Genomic DNA, 20,636 nt, shown 5'->3' on the forward strand with positions numbered 1-20,636 from the left:
TAAACGTTGTACTTATACTTTTATGATTAATCCGGTTGTTGGTTTTGTATGAGGTAATATAACAAAAAAACTCCTGCCATAGGCAGGAGTTTGTGTAAGTAAGATAAATATGTTGTTAGACGTACGTTCTTATTTAACCTGGTTTACTATAGCAGCAAACGCTTCAGGGTGGTTAGTAGCAAGATCTGCAAGAACCTTACGGTTTAGCTCTATACCTGCTGCTTTTACCTTACCTATGAATTGAGAGTAGCTTAGACCGTGCTGACGGGCACCAGCGTTAATACGCATAATCCATAGTGCACGGAAGTTTCTCTTTTTTTGTTTTCTGTCGCGGTAAGCATAAACCATTGCTTTTTCTACCGCGTTTTTGGCTACTGTCCAAACGTTTTTACGTCTTCCAAAGAAACCTTTGGCTTGCTTAAGAACTCTTTTTCTACGAGCCCTAGATGCAACTGAATTTACTGATCTTGGCATAATTTTAATGTTTTTTGTAGCAGGCGCCCCGTTTAATTACTTGTTTGAGGACTTAAAGGCCATACTCCAGGGTTATAACTTGTTTTAACCGAAACAAACAAAGGAATTAATTAGATAATCCTAAGTTGTTGTTTTACGCTCTTCTCATCACTTGGGTGAACAAGTGTAGCATGAGTAAGGGCAAGCTTACGCTTAGTAGATTTTTTTGTCAGGATGTGACTTTTGAAAGCGTGCTTCCTTTTGATTTTTCCTGACCCAGTTACCTGAAAACGTTTCTTGGCACTGGATTTAGTTTTCATTTTAGGCATTTTCTTCCTGTATTTTGAATTTATCTTACTTACTTTTCTTTAGTCATAAAGTCGAAAGTCATAAAGTTTATAAAGTCATGGGCTCAATCAGCTTAAACAGCATTTATCGGCTTTATGACTTTTCACTTTAAGACCTTCGACCTTTTACGTAACTTATGCTTTCTTTTTCTTAGGCGCTATGAACATAATCATCCTTTTACCTTCAAGAACCGGCAGTGATTCTACCTTACCCCATTCTTCAAGTTCCTGGGCAAGTTTTAGCAGCAATATCTGCCCTTGCTCTTTGTAGATGATACTACGGCCTTTAAAAAACACAAACGCCTTTAGCTTGCTGCCTTCCTTAAGGAATTTTTCGGCATTCTTTTTCTTAAAATCGTAGTCGTGCTCATCGGTCTGAGGACCGAAGCGTATTTCCTTCACAGTGATTTGTGTACTCTTGGCCTTAAGCATCTTATCGCGCTTTTTCTGCTCGTAAAGAAACTTCTTGTAGTCCATTATCTTACACACCGGCGGTGCGGCGTTTGGAGATATTTCTACAAGGTCTAGCTCCTGCTCTTCAGCCCACTGTAGCGCCTGCGATGTACGATATACACCCGGCTCTATGTTGTCGCCTACAAGCCTTACTTCAGGCACACGGATAAGGCCGTTAATCCTGTGTGGATCTTTTTTTTCTACGCGGGGCTGTGGCCCCCTGTTGTTTCTAATAGCTATGGCTCTTAAATTTTTAAGTTAAACTTAGAATGGTTTCAGCGTTTTATCTATCTCTTCCTGCACCATTGCAGCAAAGTCTTCAATAGTCATCGTCTGGTTACCTTTGCCTGCCTGCCCGTGGCGACGTACCGAAATGGTACCGTTTTTCTCTTCTTCTTCGCCTACGATGAGCATGAAAGGCATTTTTTGAACTTCCGCGTCGCGTATCTTTTTACCAATCGTTTCGTTACGGTTGTCAATTAGAGCGCGAATTTCGTGATTTTCCAGCAATTCCAAAACTTTTTTGGCATAATTTTCATATTTCTCGCTAATAGACAATATGATAGCCTGCTCCGGCATTAACCAAAGTGGGAAGTTACCGGCAGTATTTTCAAGCAATATGGCTATAAAGCGCTCCATAGAACCAAACGGCGCACGGTGAATCATTACCGGGCGGTGCAGTTCATTGTCTGAGCCCTTGTACGTAAGGTCAAAACGCTCCGGTAGGTTATAATCTACCTGAATGGTACCCAGCTGCCACTGGCGGCCCAGGGCGTCCTTCACCATAAAGTCGAGCTTAGGGCCGTAGAATGCAGCCTCGCCGTATTCTACCACAGTATTAAGACCTTTGTCTCTTGCTGCATTGATAATAGCGTTTTCTGCCTTCTCCCAGTTTTCCTCAGAACCTATGTACTTATCTTTATTCTCCCTGTCGCGAAGCGATACCTGTGCGCTAAAGTTTTCAAAACCAAGCGAACCGAATACATACAGTACCAGGTCGATTACTTTTTTAAATTCCTCATCAAGCTGATCCGGCGTACAGAAAATGTGCGCGTCGTCCTGAGTAAACCCACGAACGCGAGTTAACCCGTGCAGCTCACCACTTTGCTCATAACGGTATACGGTACCAAATTCTGCATAACGCTTCGGCAGGTCTTTGTAAGACCACGGCTTGCTGTTATAAATTTCGCAGTGGTGCGGACAGTTCATTGGCTTTAGCAAAAACTCCTCGCCTTCGGCAGGGGTATGTATCGGCTGGAAGCTGTCTGCGCCATACTTAGCATAGTGGCCACTGGTTACATATAGTTCTTTCTGGCCTATGTGCGGGGTTACTACCTGCTCGTATCCGGCTTTCTTTTGTGCTTTCTTCAAAAACTGTTCCAAACGGTCGCGCAGGGCAGCACCCTTTGGCAACCATAGCGGAAGTCCCTGACCCACTTTTTGAGAGAAGGTAAACAGCTCCAGCTCCTTGCCCAGCTTACGGTGGTCACGGCGCTTGGCTTCTTCCAGCAGCTCCAGGTACTCGGTAAGGTCTTTCTGTTTAGGGAACGAAATACCGTACACGCGTGTAAGCTGTTTGTTCTTTTCGTCACCGCGCCAGTAGGCACCCGCCACGCTCATAATTTTAAACGCCTTTATAATGCCTGTGTTCGGTATGTGTCCGCCACGGCAAAGGTCAGTAAAGGTAGCGTGGTCGCAAAAGGTAATCGTACCGTCTTCCAGGTTTTCTATAAGCTCTACCTTGTACGGGTTTTGCTCGTTTTTATAATATTCCAGCGCCTCAGCCTTAGTAGCCGAACGCATGGTAAACTCATGCTTTTCTTTAGATATGGCCAGTACGCGGTCTTCTACGGCCTTAAAGTCTTTATCGGTAATGGTTTGTCCGTTAAAGTCTACATCGTAGTAAAAACCGTTATCAATCGCAGGGCCTATGGTAAGTTTAATACCCGGGTACAGCTCCTGCAGTGCCTGTGCCATAACGTGGCTGGTAGAGTGCCAAAATGCTTTTTTGCCCTCTTTGTCGTTCCATGTATAAAGTACTAATGCGCCGTCGGTGGTCAGTGGGGTTTTCGTTTCAACAGTGGTACCATTAAAGGATGCAGAAATTATATTCCTGGCAAGGCCCTCGCTTATGCTTACGGCCACATCGTAGGGGGTAGCCCCCGACTGAAACTGTTTTACCGAACCGTCCGGCAGTGTAATATTTATCATTAGTATTAAAAATTTATAATGTGCGCAAATATAGCGATTTTTTGGATAGGTTATAAGGGGATTTGTGGATAGGTGGATTTGTTTTTTTTCGTTGCGTCACTGCGAGCGGAGGCACGGAGCGCGGCAGTCTTTTTAATGCCTTTTAATAGATTGCTTCGTCGTTCCTCCTCGCAAAGACGTTACGTGAAGAAAGTCGTGTAAAGTTAGTACACTATCCGCATCGTCACTGCGAGCGGAGGCACGGAGCGCGGCAGTCTAAAATTTTCGTATTTTGCACCTTAAACCAATCACCATGAAACCTGGATTTGTCTACATAATCACGAATCATAATAATACGGTACTCTATACCGGGGTAACAAGCGACTTGCACGAACGTATAAGCCAACACAAACAAAAGCGTTATCCTGACTCATTTTCGGCGCGATACAACCTTAATAAGCTGGTGTATTTTGAGGCTTTTCAGATGATTGAGGATGCAATAACCAGAGAAAAACAGATTAAAGCCGGTTCACGGGCAAAGAAAGTTAAACTCATTGAAAGTATTAATCCGGGTTGGGAGGATTTGTATTACCGTATAGAGGATTTTCTCTGATAGTCAATTATAGATTGCTTCGTCGTTCCTCCTAGCAAGGAAGTTGCGTGAAGAAAGCCGTGTTGAGTTACTCCCATCCGTTTCGTCACTGCGAGCGGAGGTACGGAGCGCGGCAGTCTTTACGAAACTGTTTAGATTAATGCCTGCATACCTAAATAGATTGCTTCGTCGTTCCTCCTCGCAAAGACGTTGCGTGAAGAAGGCAGCGTGTAGTTAGTCCGCATCCGTTTCGTCACTGCGAGCGGAGGTACGGAGCGCGGCAGTCTTTACGAAACTGTTTAGATTAATGCCTGCATACCTAAATAGATTGCTTCGTCCTTCCTCCTCGCAAAGACGTTGCGTGAAGAAAGCAGCGTGAAATTAGCCCCATCCGTTTCGTCATTGCGAACGATGGTACGGAGCGTGATATTTCTTGCAAAAACGATTGTTGCTTATGATAAACTTAAAATTTATATATTTAAAATCTCTAAAAGGTGTTAAGCTGCTAAGATAAGTCTTCGACTTTCCTCCTTATCTTTTTGAGACCACAAAATATAATCGGCATGTTTTTGTTTCAAGGCATCTAAAAATTCAGGTTTTATTTCTTTGTCAACGTCATTAATTATAGCAATTGCAGAGACTTCTTTTTTTGTTATTTTTTCACGCACGTGCTTAATATCGTCCCATGAGAATAAAAAATTAGGGATATTTGACTTATTAACCGAATTAAATGATTTGATGACAATTTCTTTGTTTTTTTGAGCAATCTGAAAATCAAAATTGAACTCTAGGCCTGTGCTTCCTTTTGAGATAAAATCTGGAGTATAGATTACGTTTAATTCTTCAAGATAGCTTCTAACATCATCCTTGAAAATAGAGCTTACGTTTGCCTGAGATAAGACATATAAATCATTAATTTCAATTATCGCAGATAGCAATTTGTGTTTTGATTGTGAAAAATTTTCTAAGTTTGTTTCAATATATAATTCATCATTACTTTCTCTAATACCGTAATTGAGCAGAATTTGGTCTAATAAGATTCTCCTTTTTTTTGAGCCTTGGATGTGAACTCCTTGTAATTCTAAATTTGATATGGTTTCTCCATTATCACTTAAAGTTAATTGACTTCCATTCTTTTTCGCATAGATATCAATAGTATCATTAAATGCACCTATAAAAGGAGTATTAATCAATGACCAATCTGTTGATTCATCTTGATGAATAAATGTTTTTTCTCTTAACCATTTATAGTAATTATCAACGTATGTATCTATCCAGTTCAAAATATAGCTTGTTGTAGTGAAAGATGAGATTTTATATTAATCATCTTTGCAAAATTAAATATAAGGTCATATAAATCTGTAGTGTTCTCCAAAGTTTTTACAGGAAAATCTGTACGACTGATTGGTATTGCCCAAGCTAGAGGTCTATATCCTTCAACATAATAATGAATATGAGGTTCGTTAGGGTCTAACCATCTACCAACATACTCTCTTAAAAACTCAGGGACAGAATGATTTAATTCTTCAGGATTTCTGTGGCCTCCTTTGAAGTCAATCCTTAATAATCCAGTAAAGTTAGTATCTTCTAAGTGATGTAAGGTTGTTTTTAAAATTACTTTTTGATTTGTGATTATCTCTAATCGAAAACTTGGCAGTGCATCCTTTTGTGAAATTAAATCAATACTATTCTTTTTAAGACTCAAATCAATAACCTGATTGGGGTCTTTTAAAAATTTCTCAAGATTTAACAAATGATTAGCTTCTTCGTTTGTAAGCATGTTTGATTTGGTTAGTTGGTGGTGTAAATATAGTATATAAAAGTTTAATTTTCATACATCTTTCCACAAAATTACCACAAACCACCACACCCCGTACTGAACCCATTTCTTCAGTACTACCTGTTATAATTATGCGTATGGCGGGTGTGCTGCTAAATAGATATATACAGTATTTTACCCCCTGCGGAATATCTCCCCCTAAAACAGGCGGTTTCCGGCAGGGCATTGCGGAAGAATAATGGTAATGATTTGGTATATAACATCTTGCTAAGTGTTAAAATCAGGAAAAAAGCCCACCAAAAGCGGAAGAATAATCGCTGTAAAAAACGATACATTTATTCAAATAAGACAAAAATAGGGCGGGGTGATTGGTAACAGGCAAAAGGGGTTTTGGTGTACGGTTTTTGTCTGTCATCTCTCATCTGTTATCTTAAAGTCGCCCTAAACTACAATTCATCCTTGTTTTTCTACAATTCGGTAATTCGTATTTTAAACGGACGGAAATTGTTTGCATCTTTGCTTCATCAAAATGTAACAACCATAAAATCTGACAATTATGATACGTATTATTACCACCGCATTCCTGTTTATATGCAGCCTGCTTACCGCCCAAACCCAGTACGAAACCGGTATGAAAAAGGCCTTTACCCTTTGGGGCGAGGGCAAGTCTGCCGAGGCTTCGGCCTTGTTTGAGCGCATAGCCTCAGCCGAGAAAGACAACTGGTTGCCAGGGTATTACGTGGCTTTGGTAAACACTACAGAGGCGTTTAAAACCAAGGATAAAGACAAAATCAGCGCCCTGCTGGCCAAGGCACAAACGGCTCAGGATGCGGCTACCGCACTGTCTGCAAACAACCCTGAGTTGCTGGTTATGCAAGCCATGATTTACACCGCCTGGCTCGTGTACGACCCTATGACAAACGGCATGAAATACGGCCCTAAGATTAATGAGATTTACGCCAAGGCTATGGTCTTAGCCCCTAATAACCCGAGGGTTGTGTTCTCTAAAGCTGAGTACGACCTGGGGTCTGCCAAGTACTTTGGCAACGATACCAAACCTATTTGCGCAGAGGTAGAGCGTTCGCTGGGATTATTTGATAACTTTAAGCCCGAAACGCCGTTTCATCCTAACTGGGGTAAAGACCGCGCTGTGGCGGCACAGGCGCAGTGTGCGGCTAAAAAGTAAACGCTAAGTTTTTGTAATATAACGTGTTATGAGATTATTTGTAAAAGAGCTTATTCGGTCTACGGTACTGGGTATTATAATATTTATTGTCCTGATACTCATGAGTATGGCTCAGGGCTACCGCCTGTCTCCCGACCGTTATTTGCTTATCAGGTTCTTTTACATAATGCTCTATACGTATGCGCTACATTTCACTAATTCAGGTATTTACGTGCTTATGGACCGCTGGTTCGATGGGTCGCGCACCTCGGCAAAACGCCTTATAACCGGGTTTGTGCTTTCGTTCTCTGCCTCTATGGTGGTTTTAGTACTGCTGCGCATGTTTGAGGAGGTGCTCATAGCACGCAAGTCTGTAACGGAATATTTTGAACAAGAGCGTATTGAGAACTTTTATGTGGCCACAGTTATACTGCTTGTGGTTACGTTTTCGCTGCACGCGTTTTACTTTTACAAGCAGTACCAGGAGAACCGTGTAAAGCAACAGAAAATCATAGCGGGTACGGCCTCGGCAAAGTTTGAAACCCTTAAAAACCAGATAGATCCGCACTTTTTGTTTAACAGCCTTAACGTGCTCAGCTCGCTCATAGAGGAGAACCCCGACAGCGCGCAGCGGTTTACAACATCGCTCAGTAAAGTGTACCGTTATGTACTGGAACAGAAGGATAAAGAGCTGGTTAGCGTGGCCGAGGAACTGGCGTTTGCCAAAACCTACATGAACCTGCTTAAGATGCGTTTTGAAAACAGTTTGTTTTACGAACTGCCTGATAACCTGGTGAATGCCGATGCCATGGTGGTTCCGTTGTCGCTGCAGTTGCTGCTGGAAAATACAGTAAAGCACAACGTGGTAAGCCAGCAGAAGCCCCTGCATATCAGGATATTTGAAAGGGACGGCTACCTTGTAGTACAAAACGATTTGCAGAAAAAAGAGGTACTACAAGACCGCCGGGGCGTTGGTCTTCAGAACATTATAAGCCGCTACGCCATTATAAGCCGCCGCCAGGTGGTTATAGAACAGGACGACAAAAATTTTACCGTTAAGTTACCCATGCTTACTAAACAAGTTACTATTATGGAACCCGTATACACCGGCGATCAGTATCGCTACAATAAAGCCCTGAAACACGTAGAAAACATTAAAGGTTTTTATGGCCACCTTTTTTCTTATGTTATTATCATCAGCAGCTTAGCCGTTCTTAACCTGATTACTAGTCCGCAGTACCTTTGGTTCTTTTGGCCGGCGTTTGGCTGGGGCTTGGGGCTTGGGACACATGCGCTTACCGTGTTCAATATTATGCCTTTTATGGGCAAAGACTGGGAAGAGCGTAAAATACGTGAGCTCGTAGAACGCGAGCGTAACAATAAGTGGCAGTAGCTAAACTGAAGAGTTAAAGGAGTTCAATCATCAATCAAATCATAGGGCTTAGGTATAATGCAAGTCCTTAAAAATAAATCTGTTATGAATATATATAATGAACAGGAGGCCTACGTTAGGGCCAGGAAACAAGTTAGGGAATTAAGAGGCTTTTACATTGGCCTGGCTGCATATTGCGTGGTAATTCCTATACTCATTATTGTTAATGTTACTTTTTCGCCGGAATTCCACTGGTTTTGGTTCTCGTTGTTAGGTTGGGGTACCGCACTGGTTATAAAGGGGCTAAAGGTATTTAATCTTATTCCTTTTATGGGTAGAGACTGGGAAGAACGTAAAATGCGCGAGTACATAGCCCGGGAAGAAAAGAATACTGTAAAGTAACCCGGGGGAAGTTCAATCATCAAATCAAATCACAGGTTAAATAATGCTATGCACCTTGCTGCGTATGCGTTTCAACCTAAAAAATATTATATTATGAATGAGTATTTTAACGAACAGGATGCCTATTTCAGGGCAAAAAAGAAAGTAAAGGAAATAAGAGGCTTTTACTATAACCTAACCTGCTATTGTATAGTAATTACAGGCCTTTTTATTTTGAATCTTGCTACATCACGCGAGCATCTTTGGTTCCTGTATCCGGCACTGGGCTGGGGTATAGGGCTTGCGTTTCACGGCATGAGTGCTTTCGGGCTTACTTTTATGCTGGGCAAAGACTGGGAAGAGCGCAAAATGCGTGAGTATATGGAGACCGAACAACAATTTGATAATCAACTGAAAAATAAAATTGGCAACCATGAAAACTGAACCGATGTCTGGTACCGGAAGGGCCTATAACAGGTTACAAAGTGTTAAGAGTTTTTATACCCATCTTATCGCCTGGATTACGGTTAACGCACTTCTCTTTGTAGGCAGCCGTAACTGGCACTATGTGCACCCTGATTTTTGGAACACCAGTTTTGCTGTGGTCTTTGTTTTGGGCGGGCTGGCACTTTTAGGGCACTTTGTGGGTGTATTTGGCTATCGGCTGTTTTTTACCGAGAAGAGAGAACAACAAGCATTGAAAAGGGCATACAGAAATACAGGAATAAACGTTAATAATACTAACAATACTATGCAAAATATAACATCTACAGAGCAACTCAGGGAAGAGCGTGCGCGCCGTAAAGTAAAGGCATTAAAGGGCTTTTATAAGCACCTGGCAATATATATTGTGGTAAATTCAGCACTGTTGGTTATGTCCTTTTACAAAGGCGAATACCTGCATAAGGAACAACAGGAGTTTTGGTCGTTCCAAACATTTAGCACAGCCATATTTTGGGGCATAGGGGTATTGTGCCATGCGTTTAATACTTTCGGGATGGGGGTTATTTTTGGGAATGACTGGGAAGAGCGTAAAATCAAGGAGTACCTTGATGCGCAGGACAGAAACAACGGTACTACCACGAAGTGGGAGTAGCCTTTACAGTTTAGCCAGCTTAGCCCTGGTTTTGCTCAGGAACTCTGCCGATATGCCAAGGTACGACGCTATATAGTGCTGTGCCACACGCTGGGGCAGGGTAGGGTACAGTTCTAAGAACTCCAGGTATTTATCCAGTGCTGTTTTGCTTATGGTGTTAATAAGGCGGTTTTGGGTAACGGCAAGGTGGCGCTGTACCAGTATACGGAAAGCCCGTTCAAAACGGGGAGCCAACTCAAACAGTTGTTCCTTTGTTTCGGGGTTAAACATAAGGAACTCGCAGTCTTCCAGGGTTTCGATATACAGCTTGCTGGGTTTTTGGTCAAACGCGCTGCTCGATATATCGCCCACCCACGCATCTTCTATGGCAAATTGCAGTATTACCTCAAAACCGTTGCTGTCTATATAATACTTACGCACACAGCCCTTTAGTACAAACGCTTCAAACGTACAAATGTCGCCCTCATGAAGCATTATGGTTTTCTTTGGTACTTTCTTGTATTCTAAAAGCGAATTAAAAATATCCAGTTCTTCATCAGAAAAGTTTACGTACCGGCTTATGTTCTTGTTTATCTGGGTGAAAGGATCCATGTGTGCGAAAGGTTTTACACAAAAATAAGAAGTTAGCCACGAATTTTACCACTTACATCAATACGATTTGATGATATGGGTGAAATTCATGGCTGTATTAATGGGTAAACCTACTCAGCAGCGGGTTCCCAAAGCTCTACCTTATTGCCTTCCGGGTCGTATATCCAGGCGAATTTACCATACGATTCTTCCATACGGTTTTCGTCTACACGTACGCCATCGGCTTTTAGTTGTTCAATCAGCTCATCAAGCCCTTCTACACGAAAGTTCATCATAAACTGTTGGTTATCGTTACCGAAGTACCCTGTGTCTTGCTTAAAGGGTGCAAATACTGTGGGGCCGGCTTCCTGTTGCCAAGCCATGCCGTTGATGCCTAAGTGTTTATTGTACCATTCTGCCAATGCTTTATGGTCTTTAGAACGGAAGAAAAGCCCTCCAAAGCCTGTTACTTTTCCCATATTTTGTTTTTGTTGAATTACTGTCTTTCGGCTAAAAATGCCGCACGTTCATCCGTTTCGGGATTTGGTTTTTTCTTTAAGATTAGGGCAGCCAAAAGCGACACGATAATACCTACCGGTAATATCTCAGTGTAGGTAACTGCCGCGTTTATAAGCGGATTTTTGTACATCTCGGCGAACTTTTTCATCTCAGCTGCCTGTTTTTGTATTTCCACTGGGCTTTTACCTTCCTTAGCCATTGCAGACAATGTGGCCTGGGCGTATTTCTCTATAAAATCAGGACTAAAATACGTAAAGTAAATAAGCCATGCCACCACATATACGGTAGAGGTAACCAAGGCTATAAGCAGGCCGTTTTTAAACGCGGTGCCAAAACTGATTACACCTCCGTTTTGCTTATCCCGATAGTTTTTAATGGCAACAAATATAAGTGAGAACGCGGCCAGCATAGACGCGTAGCCCACCATCATGCTTATATCGTTATGTGAGTTGCCGTTGTACAATTCCATAAAGAAGAAGCCCAGTATACTTATACATCCGCCTATAAGCCCGTGAATAATGATACTTTTTTTCATGATAAAATGTGTTTTGTTTTTTAGGATTAAAGGGCAAAATTGCAGACTTTTTACAATGTTTTCCTCATACTAAAGTATGATTTTTAGTACTAGTACCAAAGTATGACTAATGTTTAGTTTATGATAGCCAGCTGTTTGGCTTTTTCTACCGCTTGCGTTCGCCGCTTTACATCGAGCTTTTCATAAATTTTAGACGAATGCGTTTTTACCGTGTTTAGCGACACAAAAAGCCGTTCGGCAATCTCAGCATTGCTATGCCCGGCAGCCATAAGTTGCAACACTTCCAGTTCGCGTTTGCTAAGGTCGTGGTTGTCTGATAAGGTTTGTGGAGCAGCTGAGTGCAACTCTCTTTCTATTATTATGGTTTCTTTTTTAGGTTTGGCAAGTTTTAGCGTTACCCAAATGCCCAGCCCCATAAATAGCAGTGCAATAAACCCTGTGTACAGATCCTGCGTATTGCTTATAATTACAAAACGGTATTCTGCCCAGCGCATAGCCAGTAACAGCAGCGCGAGTGCTGTGCCGTACAGTAATGTAGCTTTATGTTTTTGCAATAGTTTTAGCATGCCGTTGCTTTTAAACAAAGGTAGAATTATTTTACGAAGAGGATTGCCGTTGTAAAAAACAGCCCATAAAAAAAGCCACTCCGTAGAGTGGCTGTGTATAGTATTTATAATTCTTTTAGTCCCAGTTCTCTGCGGATAACCTGTTCAAAGGTTTTATCGCTTGGGCGGGGCATATCGGCATTTACTATTTTACCTTCTTTATCTATTAAAATAAAACGGGGTATGCCTTGTATATCATAGTCGTTGCTAAATGTTTTATCGTCTGCAGCATGGAGCTGTAAAACGCTTGAAGACTTTAATTTGGCTTCAAAATACCATTTGTCTATTTGATGGTCGGTACTAATGCCCACAAACTGTATATTTTCGCCCTTGTACTTAATGGCAAGTTTTTCAAAATAAGGCGACTCCTGCCTGCATGGCCCGCACCAGGTAGCCCATACATCTATTGCCACGTATTTGCCCCTAAGCTGTGCCAGTGTTGCGGGTTTACCCTGTAAGTTAGTAAGTGCTATCTCCGGGGCAGGCTTGCCTTTTTCAATATTGTTAAGCTTAGCAGACAGCTCCATAATATTCTGCGTAAAACGTGGGTTTGCAAAACGTGTACCATACGACTGTTCAAGGGCAACGCGCTCCTGGGTATTGCTGGCTTCGCGCAGGCTGTTTCGCAGCTGCCATAAAAGCATTTTATCTTTAAACTCACCCGGTTTAAGTTGGGCTATGGCGGTAAGCGCCTTGGTATTATCGTCGGTTTCGGTACGGTCTTTCAGTACCATAAGGCTACGCACATACGTAAAGTAATTTTCGAAAGATAACAGGCCCACATCGTTTAGCGGTACCATATTTTTAATTTCCTTAATCCCTGCATTTTCGGGAGTAGGTTTGCCAGGATAGGCTACTTTGCGCATGCTTACAAATTTCTGCCAGTCGTTTAAGAACTCAAGGGTTTGCAGTTGCTTTTGTTGTTTTACAAAATCATCGCCTGGTACGTAGTTATCTGCCGTGCGAAACTTTGTAGTCTCAGCCATGGCGTCTTTCCAGTCATCGTATAGCTGGTTAGCAAAAACTTCGGTATCTTCAACCTCGCTGTTTTCAATATATATGCTACTCATCCTGAACTCAGGCGTGTTTTGTTCGTTAAATGAGTTTTCGGCAAGGCGGGTACCGGTAACTTTTGCCTCTATTACTTTTCCACTTTGTTTTACATCGGTATATATGCTGTCTTTAGGCCCCATGAACTCCGTCCACCCAAGTCCGTTCATAGAGAAGTTGTATACCCCAAGTGCTATATTCTGCTTAATTTCATGGTGAAATGTATTGTTTTTTACCGGGATTACCGCTACGGTGTCGTTTACAAAAGGGTCTGTAACTATTATGGTGGTAAACTGCTGTTTGCTTTCTATTTTACCGGCTAATATGGTTTTGTGGTAGCGTTCTGATTGTTTTGGGCTAAACATAAAGTAAGTTAACGCCACGGTTACTGCAAGCACGCCTGCCGTATAAGCCATACGCTTACCGCTGGTAATAAAAGCGGATTTAAAGCCTTTGTAGCGGTACCAGGTAAATCCTATGTACATAGCCAGCACTGCCAGTACCAGCGATGCCGTTTCTGTTACGGTTATAGGGTAGCCCAGTTCGCTGCCCTTAACATACGTGCCTACATGGCCCAATATTTCCAGTGGATACCACCCGGGTATTACCTTAAATACATTTAAAAACAGGTAACCCAGCAGCATAAAGAACCCTATAAGTATACTCCACACAAAGCTGGTAATAAGTACCGAAATCATATATTGAAGGCAGGTAAAAAACAAGCTTGCTACAAACAGCCTCAGTACTATTTCTAAAATGGGTACAAACTCAAACGAAAAAGAAGCCACCTTAGGCGTTTCTATAAACAGCAGCGCAAAACTACCTGCTGCAAAGCTGATAATAATCAAAGACAGTATGGAGATAAGGTTAGCCGTTAGTACCATGCTGAGTTTAGCACTGTAAATATCCCAACGTTTTATGGGCATAGTTTCCATAAGTTGCCAGCCACCGTTTTTATGGTCGGTTTGTGTAAGGCGGCTCACCGCTATAATAATAAACAGCGGGAAAAAGAACTGAGAATATCCGCCCAGCATTTCCCCTATGTATTCTGTAAAATAGTTGTACGGAATGCGGTCTGCATTCTGCGTACCCATTTTAAACTTTACAATAGTAACTACGGCATACAGCAAAGGCATAAACGCCCCCATAGCAAAGGCGAGCCAATACAGCCCGGTGCCCCTCTTTTTTATATATTCTCCCTTAAGGGCAGTAATAAACGTATTCATAATCAGTGTTGGTTTTATTTTTGGTTGATTAAAGACATAAACCATTCCTCAAGGCCGTTAAGCACCTTAAGTTCATAAATCTCTGCGCCTGCGGTTACAAGCTTCCGTGCAAAGGCCGGAATATCTTCCCGGTCTGCCAGTTCCAGCACCAGTTGGTTTTCGGCTTCATGGATTACACCCGGATGTTCGGTAAGTAATTTTGTATGCCATTCGGCCGCATTTTTCAGGGTTAGCTGTACGCGACACGCCCCGGACGCCGCAGCAAGTTCAGAAATCGTGCCTTCAAACCGCAGTTTACCGTGGCTTATTATACCCACGTGGGTACACATACGCTCTACTTCTGCCAGCAGGTGGCTCGATACAAATATGGTAATGCCCTTTTCTTTGTTTAGCTTTACCAGTAACTGACGAATGTCGCGCATACCGTTAGGGTCAAGGCCGTTTACAGGCTCGTCTAACAATAGTAATTCCGGCTCACCTAACAGCGCCATAGCTATGGCAAGGCGTTGTTTCATGCCCAGCGAATACTGTTTGGCTTTGCGGTTAGCATCGCGCTGTAGGTTAACCAGCTCTAAAACCTCCGGTATTTTTGCCTCGGGTATATTACGCAGTTGCGCTATGTAGCGCAGGTTGTCGTAACCGCTAAGGTGCAGGTACAGGGCGGGGCTTTCTACCAGCGAGCCAATACGGTTGAAAACGTGTGGTAACTGCTCTTCAAGCGGTTTACCAAAAAGTTTAATAGACGCTTGCTGTTCGGGTAAAATCCCGGTGAGTAGCCTCATGGTGGTACTTTTACCGGCACCGTTTGGCCCTAGGAAACCATAAATAGCGCCTTTCGGGATGTTTAACGATACGTTATCGAGCGCTTTTCTGTCTTTAGAGTAGAAAAACGTAAGGCCGTTTGTTTCAATAATGTTTTCTGGCATAGGTTTGTGTGATTGGTATAATGCTAACTGATAAAATCAGGCGCGTTTTTATTTGATATGACGAAGGCTTAGCGATTTTGTTACATTCATAATATTGTTAAAATTCAAATGTAAGATGTATTAGGGAAGGCTGTTTCAATACTAAATTTTTATAATGACTAAAATGACAAAAGCCCCACTAATGGGGCTTTTGCCGTTCGGGTCGCCTTGGTTTTCACCGCGACAACATCTTTATACTTAAAAGTAGTAAGTCGTTATTTAAAAAAGCTAAGGTAGTATTTTTTAATTATGATTAAAAATGAATTTTATCGAAAATTAGCATTCATATTTCACAAAACATATATAGGTATAACAAAATCCTATGCTGCAATATTGCACCGCTGAGTTTTACAAAGTATTTTTGGTAAAAATACATTCCCTATGAAAATGGTGATTTCTCCGGCTAAGTCCCTGGATTTTGAAACAAAACTTCCTGTAAAGAAACATACCGAACCCGCTTTTTTGGCTCAGGCCAAAGAAGTGCATGCTGCAATTAAAGATAAAACGCCATCTGAGTTAAGTAGCCTGATGGATATTAGCGATAACCTGGCACATCTCAACTGGCAGCGCAACCAGGAATGGCAGCCACCCTTTACCACTAAAAACGCGCGCCCTGCCGTGTATGCTTTTAGTGGTGATGTATATGTGGGGCTCGATGCTTACTCGCTACCGGCAACCAAGGTAAACAAGCTGCAAGACAGCCTTCGCATACTTTCGGGATTGTATGGGTTACTGAAACCGCTGGATCTTATACAACCCTACCGCCTGGAAATGGGTACGCACCTGCCCGTAGGCGAAAACAAAAACCTGTATGAGTTTTGGAAACAAACCGTAACCGAAGCCCTGAATGCAGAACTTGCTGATGGCGAGTTGTTTGTAAACCTTGCCAGCCAGGAATACTTTGGCTCGGTAGATGTAAAAGCGCTTAAAGTACCCGTAATTACCCCGGAGTTTAAAGACTATAAAGATGGTAAGCTACGCATGGTAAGTTTCTTTGCCAAGAAGGCTAGGGGTATGATGGTACGCTACATTGTAGAAAACAACGTAAAAACCCTAAAAGGGCTTAAGGGTTTCAATTATGAGGGCTATGCGTACGACGATAAGCTGAGTAAGGGTAATACGCTAGTGTTTACAAGGTAATGGAATTATTGTTTAAACAGGAGGAATTCCCTGTGCGCCATGATCCGCTTAAAGGGGTGCCAAATCGTAATTCACGTAGGTATAAATCAATTAGAGACAGCATAGAACCCCAATATGTATACACCTGGAGTCTTGAACGTTATTTAGGAGAGGAGCTGTATAGCAGCTTTGATTTTCAACCGGATCTCAGGACTTTTCCTGCTGTGGGAATCATTACCAGTGAAGATTTTATAAGAAATCTTAATGACTGGAAGTGCTTTGGTAACCTGGATTACCTTCCTGCCGAAGGTGATTTTGTAACCATTAAGTATTGCTTTGTGGATTTTTCTACCAACCATCATCCGGATAGGTCTAATTTGGACACAGAATCTTGGATGCAAGCCATTTTTAACAATGATAAATGGATTAGAGACCGATATTATGGCTGTAACAGTAAGTTGATTGCTGAAGGTGTAGTTTATATAGAGTAAAAAGCAAAAACTAGCAACTTGAATTAATTATGGATGTTGACCTTAAGTTTGTTATTGACGAGTATGACCCGTGGATTTCCCATGAAAAAAAGCGTGTTAATATCAATAGGAGAAACAGGGACGAATTAATGAAAGGGTATACCGATACGGTATATAGCTGGAATATATCCAGATATGTATCCGAATATATCCCCGAGATCGACATGTTTGAGTATATCCCCGGCCCTCACCAAATTACAGGTGAACTCGATGCCGAAGGTGTAATACGTAAACTGAATACCGATTATTGTTTTGATTTTGACTATGAACCGAATGAAAAAGACATTCTGTCTATACGGTTTCATTATCGTAATCCTGAAATAACAAGAAGAGCCCGCCCAGACTTTTATTCCGGGGAGATCCTTTTGTACTACAATGGTAAGGAATGGGAAAAGGGGTGGCGATTTAAAGAATCTTACGAAGAAATATATCGGGGAATCCTACAGGTAAGTCCCAAATAAAAAAAGCCCGTAAAAATGAATGTTTTCATTTTTACGGGCTTTTCTTTAAACTGCAGCTGTAAATTAATTACTGCTTTTAAGTTTTTTCATAAAGTCTTTAAAGGCAGGCATAAACTCATCAAACAATGCATTGTCTTTATTTTTTAGCATTACTTCGCCCATCATTTTAAGGCCAATGGCAAATTCTGTACTTTGCCCCATATCTCCAAACATATCCTTTTGCTGCATCAGGTCAATAATGCTAAAAAGGTTGTCGTGGTTATCAAAAACCACCTCTATACGGCGGTGCAGGTCTTCGTTGGCAGGGCTGTAAACGTGTTCAAGGGTTACCTTGTAGTGATTGTATTTTTTGTTCATTTTAAGATGTGATGATGATGTATAAAAAGTGGTGTGTGTGCGGGTTTAAAAAAAACCTGCCGGCATGGAAGTGTCACGGCAGGTTTTTCAGGATATATATAGATAGTTAAGATTAAAAGTTACAAGAAGTCCAGAATCAGGTTCCCGAAAAAATCTGAATTCTGAAATCTACAATCTGAAATGGTTAGTGCATGGCATCAGCCATATCTACTTTACCTTTTCCTTGTTTAATGAGCAGAATGAATGGTATACATATTAAAAACAATATACCCAGGTAAAGGAAAATATCCATGTATGCCAGCACTGTAGCCTGTTTTATAACAGAAAACTCCATGGCCTTGTGCGCCTTATCTATAGCTTCATTCATAGGTATGCCTTTTGAGGCAAATCCACGCGCCATGATTTGTACGCGCTGCTGGGTTTCAAAATCTGTAACACTTTCTTTAGCCACTAAGTCTACACGGTGCGATTGTGTAAAACGGGTAATAAACGTACTGATAATGGCAATACCAAATGAACCTCCCAGCTGTCGGAGCATACCGGTAAAAGCTGCTCCTTCGCCAATGCTTTTCCCTTTTAACGTACTAAGCGACATTGTGGTAATGGGTACAAATAGCAGCCCAAGGCCTACACCACGTAATATTAGTGGCCAAAAGAAGGCATCTTTACCGGTATCGGGTGTCATAATATTATACATCCAAAGCGTAAAGAGGAAGAAAACCATAAACCCAAGTGCTACCATGTAAGGTTGTTTTACACCTTTTTGTATCAGCTGTCCTATAATAGGCATCATAAATGCCGTGGCAAGTGAACTTGGTATTAGCAGTAATCCGGCATCGAGCGCTGTCCAGCCCAGTATAGACTGAGTGTAAATAGGGATTACAAAGGTAGACCCGAATAACCCAAAGCCAAGGATAAATGACATTATGGTACCTATGCGTAGGTTACTATCTTTAAGTACCTTTAGGTTAACAATAGGGTACTCATATACTGATTCACGCCATATAAAGGCTATAAACCCAAAGAAGCTGATAACCGACATGATTACAATAAGCGGTTCTTCAAACCAGTCGTCCTGTTGTCCGTGCTCTAGTACAAATTGAAGCGATCCTATAAAGGCAGCAAGAAATAAAATACCCCACCAATCTACTTTGTCTGCACTCATTTTTTCCCCGTACTTAGGGCTTCGTACGTATATAAGCGTAAGTATGGTGGCTATTATGCCCAAAGGAACGTTAATGTTAAAAATCCACCCCCAGTGGTAGTTATCCACAATCCATCCGCCAAGTGGTGGCCCCAGGGTAGGGCCTACAATAACACCCATACCATATATAGCCTGTGCCATACCTCGTTTTTCTACCGGATAACTTTCGGTAATAATGGTTTGTGCTGTTACCAGCAGGGCACCGCCACCCATACCTTGTATAAAACGAAAGGCTACCAGTTCCCAAATGTTTGTGGCATTACCACACAAAAAAGAGGCTATGGTAAAAATTACAATTGAGGCTGCAAAATAGTTTCGGCGGCCAAACTGCTGGCTGAGCCAGCTGGTCATAGGGATTATTATTACGTTTGCAATGGCGTAGGCGGTAATTACCCAGGCTACGTCGGTAAGCGTGGCGCCAAGGCTACCGCGCATTTCGTTTAACGCAACGTTTACTATGGTAGTATCTACAATTTCGAGCAGGGCACACAGTACCGCAGTTATCGTAATGATAACCCGCCTGAAACCGTATTCTACCAGGTCGTTGCTTACAGTTGCTGCTCCGGCCATATTATTATTTTAAGTGTACGTCTACTTCTACGTTCATACCCGGGCGAAGTAGTTTTACTTTCTCCTTGTCGTTATTTTCTGTAAGGGTAATTTTTACAGGAAGCCTTTGTACTGTTTTTACAAAGTTACCGGTAGCGTTATCTGGCGGTAGTAGCGAAAAACGTGCACCGGTAGCCGGGCTGAATGAGCTTACTGTACCTTCAAATTCTAAATCGGGATAGGCATCTGCTTTAATGGTTACCTTTTGTCCGGGTGTCATTTTGTTTAGCTGAGTTTCTTTAAAGTTAGCCACAACCCATGCCGCTTCGTTGTTTATAATGTAAAACAATGCTTGTCCCGGTTGTACAAGCTGCCCCGGCTGAATGTCTACAGTACCTAGTTGACCGTCTACCGCAGCCGTAACTACGGTATAGCTTAGATTAAGTTCGGCTGCTTTTAAAGCTGCTTTTGCACGTTCTATATTGGCTTTGGCTACATCAGTCTGCTTGCTGCTTACTGCGCTGCGACTTACACTGGCATTACGCTGGCTTTTGCTTGCAGCTTCAGCTTGCTGAAGTACCTTAAGCTGTGCTTCGGCTTCCTTTTTAGCAGCTTCAGCTTGTTCAAATTGCTGTTTTGTTATGCTCCTGTTTTTGTATAGGTTTTGGAAACGCTCAAAATCGTTAGTAGCCCTCCATAGGCGCACCTTAGCGGCCTCAATATTGCCACGGTTAGACTGTACGTTTGCCTCGCTTGCCGAAATGTTAGCCTGAGCACCCCCTATATCAGCCTTAGCTGCCTGGAAACTGCTTTCTGCTGCGGCAAGGGCAGCTTTAGCGTCTTCAACTTTTACAACATAGTCTTTATCGTCTATTATAAAAAGTGTATCGCCTTTTTTAACCACGTCGTTATCTTTAACAAGTACCTTGGTAACATATCCGGTAACGCGTGGTATAATAGGGTTCATGTTTTTTTCAATCTGCGCGTCGTCTGTAGTTTCGTGCGATTGTGATTGTATGTATTTGTACACCCCGAAACCACCGCCCAGTATGGCGAACGTTAAAAATATGCCGAGGAATTTTTTATTGGTTTTCTTTTTTTCTTCCATGACTAAGAT

The 20,636-nt window shown here is 42.0% G+C and carries 24 protein-coding genes; 9 read left to right on the plus strand and 15 right to left on the minus strand.

Annotated elements, in window-relative coordinates:
- Nucleotides 1–129: 129 nt before the first annotated feature.
- The 4 genes from rplT to thrS form a co-directional block, all read right to left on the minus strand.
- Entirely contained in the window at nucleotides 130–474 is a 345-nt protein-coding gene (rplT, locus tag ACLI08_RS12565; protein ID WP_411428844.1) for a 50S ribosomal protein L20, read from the minus strand.
- A gap of 110 nt (nucleotides 475–584) precedes the next feature.
- Nucleotides 585–782 (minus strand): 50S ribosomal protein L35, encoded by a 198-nt coding sequence (rpmI, locus tag ACLI08_RS12570; RefSeq protein ID WP_411409486.1) that lies wholly within the window; start codon nucleotides 780–782, stop codon nucleotides 585–587.
- A 153-nt stretch (nucleotides 783–935) separates the two neighbouring features.
- Nucleotides 936–1,493, minus strand: coding sequence for a translation initiation factor IF-3 (infC, locus tag ACLI08_RS12575; RefSeq protein ID WP_411428987.1), 558 nt, complete (start codon nucleotides 1,491–1,493; stop codon nucleotides 936–938).
- A gap of 24 nt (nucleotides 1,494–1,517) precedes the next feature.
- On the minus strand, nucleotides 1,518–3,464 hold the full coding sequence (gene thrS, locus ACLI08_RS12580) for a threonine--tRNA ligase (protein WP_411428845.1): 1,947 nt from the start codon (nucleotides 3,462–3,464) through the stop codon (nucleotides 1,518–1,520).
- 292 nt (nucleotides 3,465–3,756) lie between these two features.
- Between thrS and ACLI08_RS12585 the strand changes: the two genes are divergently transcribed.
- On the plus strand, nucleotides 3,757–4,056 hold the full coding sequence (locus tag ACLI08_RS12585; RefSeq protein ID WP_411428846.1) for a GIY-YIG nuclease family protein: 300 nt from the start codon (nucleotides 3,757–3,759) through the stop codon (nucleotides 4,054–4,056).
- A 476-nt stretch (nucleotides 4,057–4,532) separates the two neighbouring features.
- Here the strand turns inward: ACLI08_RS12585 and ACLI08_RS12590 are convergent, their stop codons facing one another.
- Both ACLI08_RS12590 and ACLI08_RS12595 read right to left on the minus strand, forming a co-directional pair.
- Nucleotides 4,533–5,318, minus strand: a complete 786-nt coding sequence (locus ACLI08_RS12590) for a DUF1828 domain-containing protein (RefSeq protein ID WP_411428847.1) — start codon at nucleotides 5,316–5,318, stop codon at nucleotides 4,533–4,535.
- Nucleotides 5,315–5,815, minus strand: coding sequence for a DUF6978 family protein (locus ACLI08_RS12595; protein WP_411428848.1), 501 nt, complete (start codon nucleotides 5,813–5,815; stop codon nucleotides 5,315–5,317). The genes ACLI08_RS12590 and ACLI08_RS12595 overlap by 4 nt, the downstream gene beginning before the upstream one ends.
- Before the next feature lie 556 nt (nucleotides 5,816–6,371).
- On the opposite strand from ACLI08_RS12595, the gene ACLI08_RS12600 reads away from it, so the two are divergent.
- The 5 genes from ACLI08_RS12600 (at nucleotide 6,372) to ACLI08_RS12620 (ending at nucleotide 9,829) form a co-directional block, all read left to right on the plus strand.
- Nucleotides 6,372–7,001, plus strand: coding sequence for a hypothetical protein (locus tag ACLI08_RS12600; RefSeq protein ID WP_411428849.1), 630 nt, complete (start codon nucleotides 6,372–6,374; stop codon nucleotides 6,999–7,001).
- Nucleotides 7,002–7,029: 28 nt separating this feature from the next.
- The gene (locus ACLI08_RS12605) at nucleotides 7,030–8,373 is read left to right on the plus strand and encodes a 2TM domain-containing protein (protein WP_411428850.1); all 1,344 of its coding nucleotides are present in this window, start codon (nucleotides 7,030–7,032) and stop codon (nucleotides 8,371–8,373) included.
- 84 nt (nucleotides 8,374–8,457) lie between these two features.
- Nucleotides 8,458–8,754 (plus strand): 2TM domain-containing protein, encoded by a 297-nt coding sequence (locus ACLI08_RS12610; protein ID WP_411428851.1) that lies wholly within the window; start codon nucleotides 8,458–8,460, stop codon nucleotides 8,752–8,754.
- 93 nt (nucleotides 8,755–8,847) lie between these two features.
- Entirely contained in the window at nucleotides 8,848–9,177 is a 330-nt protein-coding gene (locus tag ACLI08_RS12615; protein ID WP_411428852.1) for a 2TM domain-containing protein, read from the plus strand.
- Nucleotides 9,167–9,829 carry a 2TM domain-containing protein gene (locus ACLI08_RS12620; protein WP_411428853.1) on the plus strand — a complete coding sequence of 221 codons (663 nt, stop codon included), beginning with the start codon at nucleotides 9,167–9,169 and terminating at the stop codon, nucleotides 9,827–9,829. Before ACLI08_RS12615 ends, ACLI08_RS12620 begins: the two co-directional genes overlap by 11 nt.
- A 3-nt stretch (nucleotides 9,830–9,832) precedes the next feature.
- On the opposite strand, the gene ACLI08_RS12625 is transcribed toward ACLI08_RS12620, so the two are convergent.
- The 6 genes from ACLI08_RS12625 to ACLI08_RS12650 all read right to left on the minus strand — a co-directional run bounded on the left by ACLI08_RS12625 (nucleotide 9,833) and on the right by ACLI08_RS12650 (nucleotide 15,260).
- Nucleotides 9,833–10,420, minus strand: a complete 588-nt coding sequence (locus tag ACLI08_RS12625; protein WP_411428854.1) for a Crp/Fnr family transcriptional regulator — start codon at nucleotides 10,418–10,420, stop codon at nucleotides 9,833–9,835.
- A gap of 110 nt (nucleotides 10,421–10,530) precedes the next feature.
- On the minus strand, nucleotides 10,531–10,878 hold the full coding sequence (locus ACLI08_RS12630; protein ID WP_411428855.1) for a VOC family protein: 348 nt from the start codon (nucleotides 10,876–10,878) through the stop codon (nucleotides 10,531–10,533).
- A 17-nt stretch (nucleotides 10,879–10,895) separates the two neighbouring features.
- The gene (locus ACLI08_RS12635; RefSeq protein WP_411428856.1) at nucleotides 10,896–11,453 is read right to left on the minus strand and encodes a DUF4199 domain-containing protein; all 558 of its coding nucleotides are present in this window, start codon (nucleotides 11,451–11,453) and stop codon (nucleotides 10,896–10,898) included.
- Nucleotides 11,454–11,566: 113 nt separating this feature from the next.
- Nucleotides 11,567–12,019, minus strand: coding sequence for a response regulator transcription factor (locus tag ACLI08_RS12640; protein WP_411428857.1), 453 nt, complete (start codon nucleotides 12,017–12,019; stop codon nucleotides 11,567–11,569).
- Nucleotides 12,020–12,123: 104 nt separating this feature from the next.
- On the minus strand, nucleotides 12,124–14,334 hold the full coding sequence (locus ACLI08_RS12645; protein ID WP_411428858.1) for a redoxin family protein: 2,211 nt from the start codon (nucleotides 14,332–14,334) through the stop codon (nucleotides 12,124–12,126).
- Between the two features lie 14 nt (nucleotides 14,335–14,348).
- Nucleotides 14,349–15,260, minus strand: coding sequence for an ABC transporter ATP-binding protein (locus tag ACLI08_RS12650; protein WP_411428859.1), 912 nt, complete (start codon nucleotides 15,258–15,260; stop codon nucleotides 14,349–14,351).
- Between the two features lie 420 nt (nucleotides 15,261–15,680).
- On the opposite strand from ACLI08_RS12650, the gene yaaA reads away from it, so the two are divergent.
- Genes yaaA through ACLI08_RS12665 form a run of 3 tightly spaced genes read left to right on the plus strand, consistent with a single transcriptional unit; the run spans nucleotide 15,681 to nucleotide 17,409 of the window.
- On the plus strand, nucleotides 15,681–16,439 hold the full coding sequence (gene yaaA, locus ACLI08_RS12655; RefSeq protein WP_411428860.1) for a peroxide stress protein YaaA: 759 nt from the start codon (nucleotides 15,681–15,683) through the stop codon (nucleotides 16,437–16,439).
- Nucleotides 16,439–16,909 carry a hypothetical protein gene (locus ACLI08_RS12660; RefSeq protein WP_411428861.1) on the plus strand — a complete coding sequence of 157 codons (471 nt, stop codon included), beginning with the start codon at nucleotides 16,439–16,441 and terminating at the stop codon, nucleotides 16,907–16,909. The genes yaaA and ACLI08_RS12660 overlap by 1 nt, the downstream gene beginning before the upstream one ends.
- A gap of 29 nt (nucleotides 16,910–16,938) precedes the next feature.
- Nucleotides 16,939–17,409, plus strand: coding sequence for a hypothetical protein (locus ACLI08_RS12665; protein ID WP_411428862.1), 471 nt, complete (start codon nucleotides 16,939–16,941; stop codon nucleotides 17,407–17,409).
- Between the two features lie 63 nt (nucleotides 17,410–17,472).
- Here ACLI08_RS12665 and ACLI08_RS12670 read toward each other — a convergent pair whose 3' ends face one another.
- From ACLI08_RS12670 to ACLI08_RS12680, 3 genes are all read right to left on the minus strand, one after another.
- Entirely contained in the window at nucleotides 17,473–17,766 is a 294-nt protein-coding gene (locus tag ACLI08_RS12670; protein WP_411428863.1) for a DUF3861 domain-containing protein, read from the minus strand.
- Between the two features lie 184 nt (nucleotides 17,767–17,950).
- Nucleotides 17,951–19,540: a DHA2 family efflux MFS transporter permease subunit gene (locus ACLI08_RS12675; protein ID WP_411428864.1), complete on the minus strand. Its 1,590-nt coding sequence runs from the start codon at nucleotides 19,538–19,540 to the stop codon at nucleotides 17,951–17,953.
- Nucleotides 19,541–19,544: 4 nt separating this feature from the next.
- Nucleotides 19,545–20,627 (minus strand): HlyD family secretion protein, encoded by a 1,083-nt coding sequence (locus ACLI08_RS12680; protein ID WP_411428865.1) that lies wholly within the window; start codon nucleotides 20,625–20,627, stop codon nucleotides 19,545–19,547.
- Between the last annotated feature and the right edge of the window lie 9 nt (nucleotides 20,628–20,636).

It is taken from the genome of Flavobacterium sp. RNTU_13, assembly GCF_046614455.1.
In the GTDB taxonomy this organism is placed as follows: domain Bacteria; phylum Bacteroidota; class Bacteroidia; order Flavobacteriales; family Flavobacteriaceae; genus Flavobacterium.

Coding starts and splice junctions, on each gene's coding strand:
- yaaA (WP_411428860.1), top strand. CDS start 15,681: ATGAAAATGGTGATTTCTCCGGCTAAGTCCCTGGATTTTGAAACAAAA.
- ACLI08_RS12630 (WP_411428855.1), bottom strand. CDS start 10,878: ATGGGAAAAGTAACAGGCTTTGGAGGGCTTTTCTTCCGTTCTAAAGAC.
- ACLI08_RS12585 (WP_411428846.1), top strand. CDS start 3,757: ATGAAACCTGGATTTGTCTACATAATCACGAATCATAATAATACGGTA.
- ACLI08_RS12595 (WP_411428848.1), bottom strand. CDS start 5,815: ATGCTTACAAACGAAGAAGCTAATCATTTGTTAAATCTTGAGAAATTT.
- ACLI08_RS12680 (WP_411428865.1), bottom strand. CDS start 20,627: ATGGAAGAAAAAAAGAAAACCAATAAAAAATTCCTCGGCATATTTTTA.
- ACLI08_RS12610 (WP_411428851.1), top strand. CDS start 8,458: ATGAATATATATAATGAACAGGAGGCCTACGTTAGGGCCAGGAAACAA.
- ACLI08_RS12600 (WP_411428849.1), top strand. CDS start 6,372: ATGATACGTATTATTACCACCGCATTCCTGTTTATATGCAGCCTGCTT.
- rplT (WP_411428844.1), bottom strand. CDS start 474: ATGCCAAGATCAGTAAATTCAGTTGCATCTAGGGCTCGTAGAAAAAGA.
- ACLI08_RS12625 (WP_411428854.1), bottom strand. CDS start 10,420: ATGGATCCTTTCACCCAGATAAACAAGAACATAAGCCGGTACGTAAAC.
- ACLI08_RS12605 (WP_411428850.1), top strand. CDS start 7,030: ATGAGATTATTTGTAAAAGAGCTTATTCGGTCTACGGTACTGGGTATT.
- ACLI08_RS12645 (WP_411428858.1), bottom strand. CDS start 14,334: ATGAATACGTTTATTACTGCCCTTAAGGGAGAATATATAAAAAAGAGG.
- ACLI08_RS12635 (WP_411428856.1), bottom strand. CDS start 11,453: ATGAAAAAAAGTATCATTATTCACGGGCTTATAGGCGGATGTATAAGT.
- ACLI08_RS12650 (WP_411428859.1), bottom strand. CDS start 15,260: ATGCCAGAAAACATTATTGAAACAAACGGCCTTACGTTTTTCTACTCT.
- thrS (WP_411428845.1), bottom strand. CDS start 3,464: ATGATAAATATTACACTGCCGGACGGTTCGGTAAAACAGTTTCAGTCG.
- ACLI08_RS12670 (WP_411428863.1), bottom strand. CDS start 17,766: ATGAACAAAAAATACAATCACTACAAGGTAACCCTTGAACACGTTTAC.
- ACLI08_RS12640 (WP_411428857.1), bottom strand. CDS start 12,019: ATGCTAAAACTATTGCAAAAACATAAAGCTACATTACTGTACGGCACA.
- ACLI08_RS12675 (WP_411428864.1), bottom strand. CDS start 19,540: ATGGCCGGAGCAGCAACTGTAAGCAACGACCTGGTAGAATACGGTTTC.
- ACLI08_RS12660 (WP_411428861.1), top strand. CDS start 16,439: ATGGAATTATTGTTTAAACAGGAGGAATTCCCTGTGCGCCATGATCCG.
- rpmI (WP_411409486.1), bottom strand. CDS start 782: ATGCCTAAAATGAAAACTAAATCCAGTGCCAAGAAACGTTTTCAGGTA.
- ACLI08_RS12665 (WP_411428862.1), top strand. CDS start 16,939: ATGGATGTTGACCTTAAGTTTGTTATTGACGAGTATGACCCGTGGATT.
- ACLI08_RS12615 (WP_411428852.1), top strand. CDS start 8,848: ATGAATGAGTATTTTAACGAACAGGATGCCTATTTCAGGGCAAAAAAG.
- ACLI08_RS12620 (WP_411428853.1), top strand. CDS start 9,167: ATGAAAACTGAACCGATGTCTGGTACCGGAAGGGCCTATAACAGGTTA.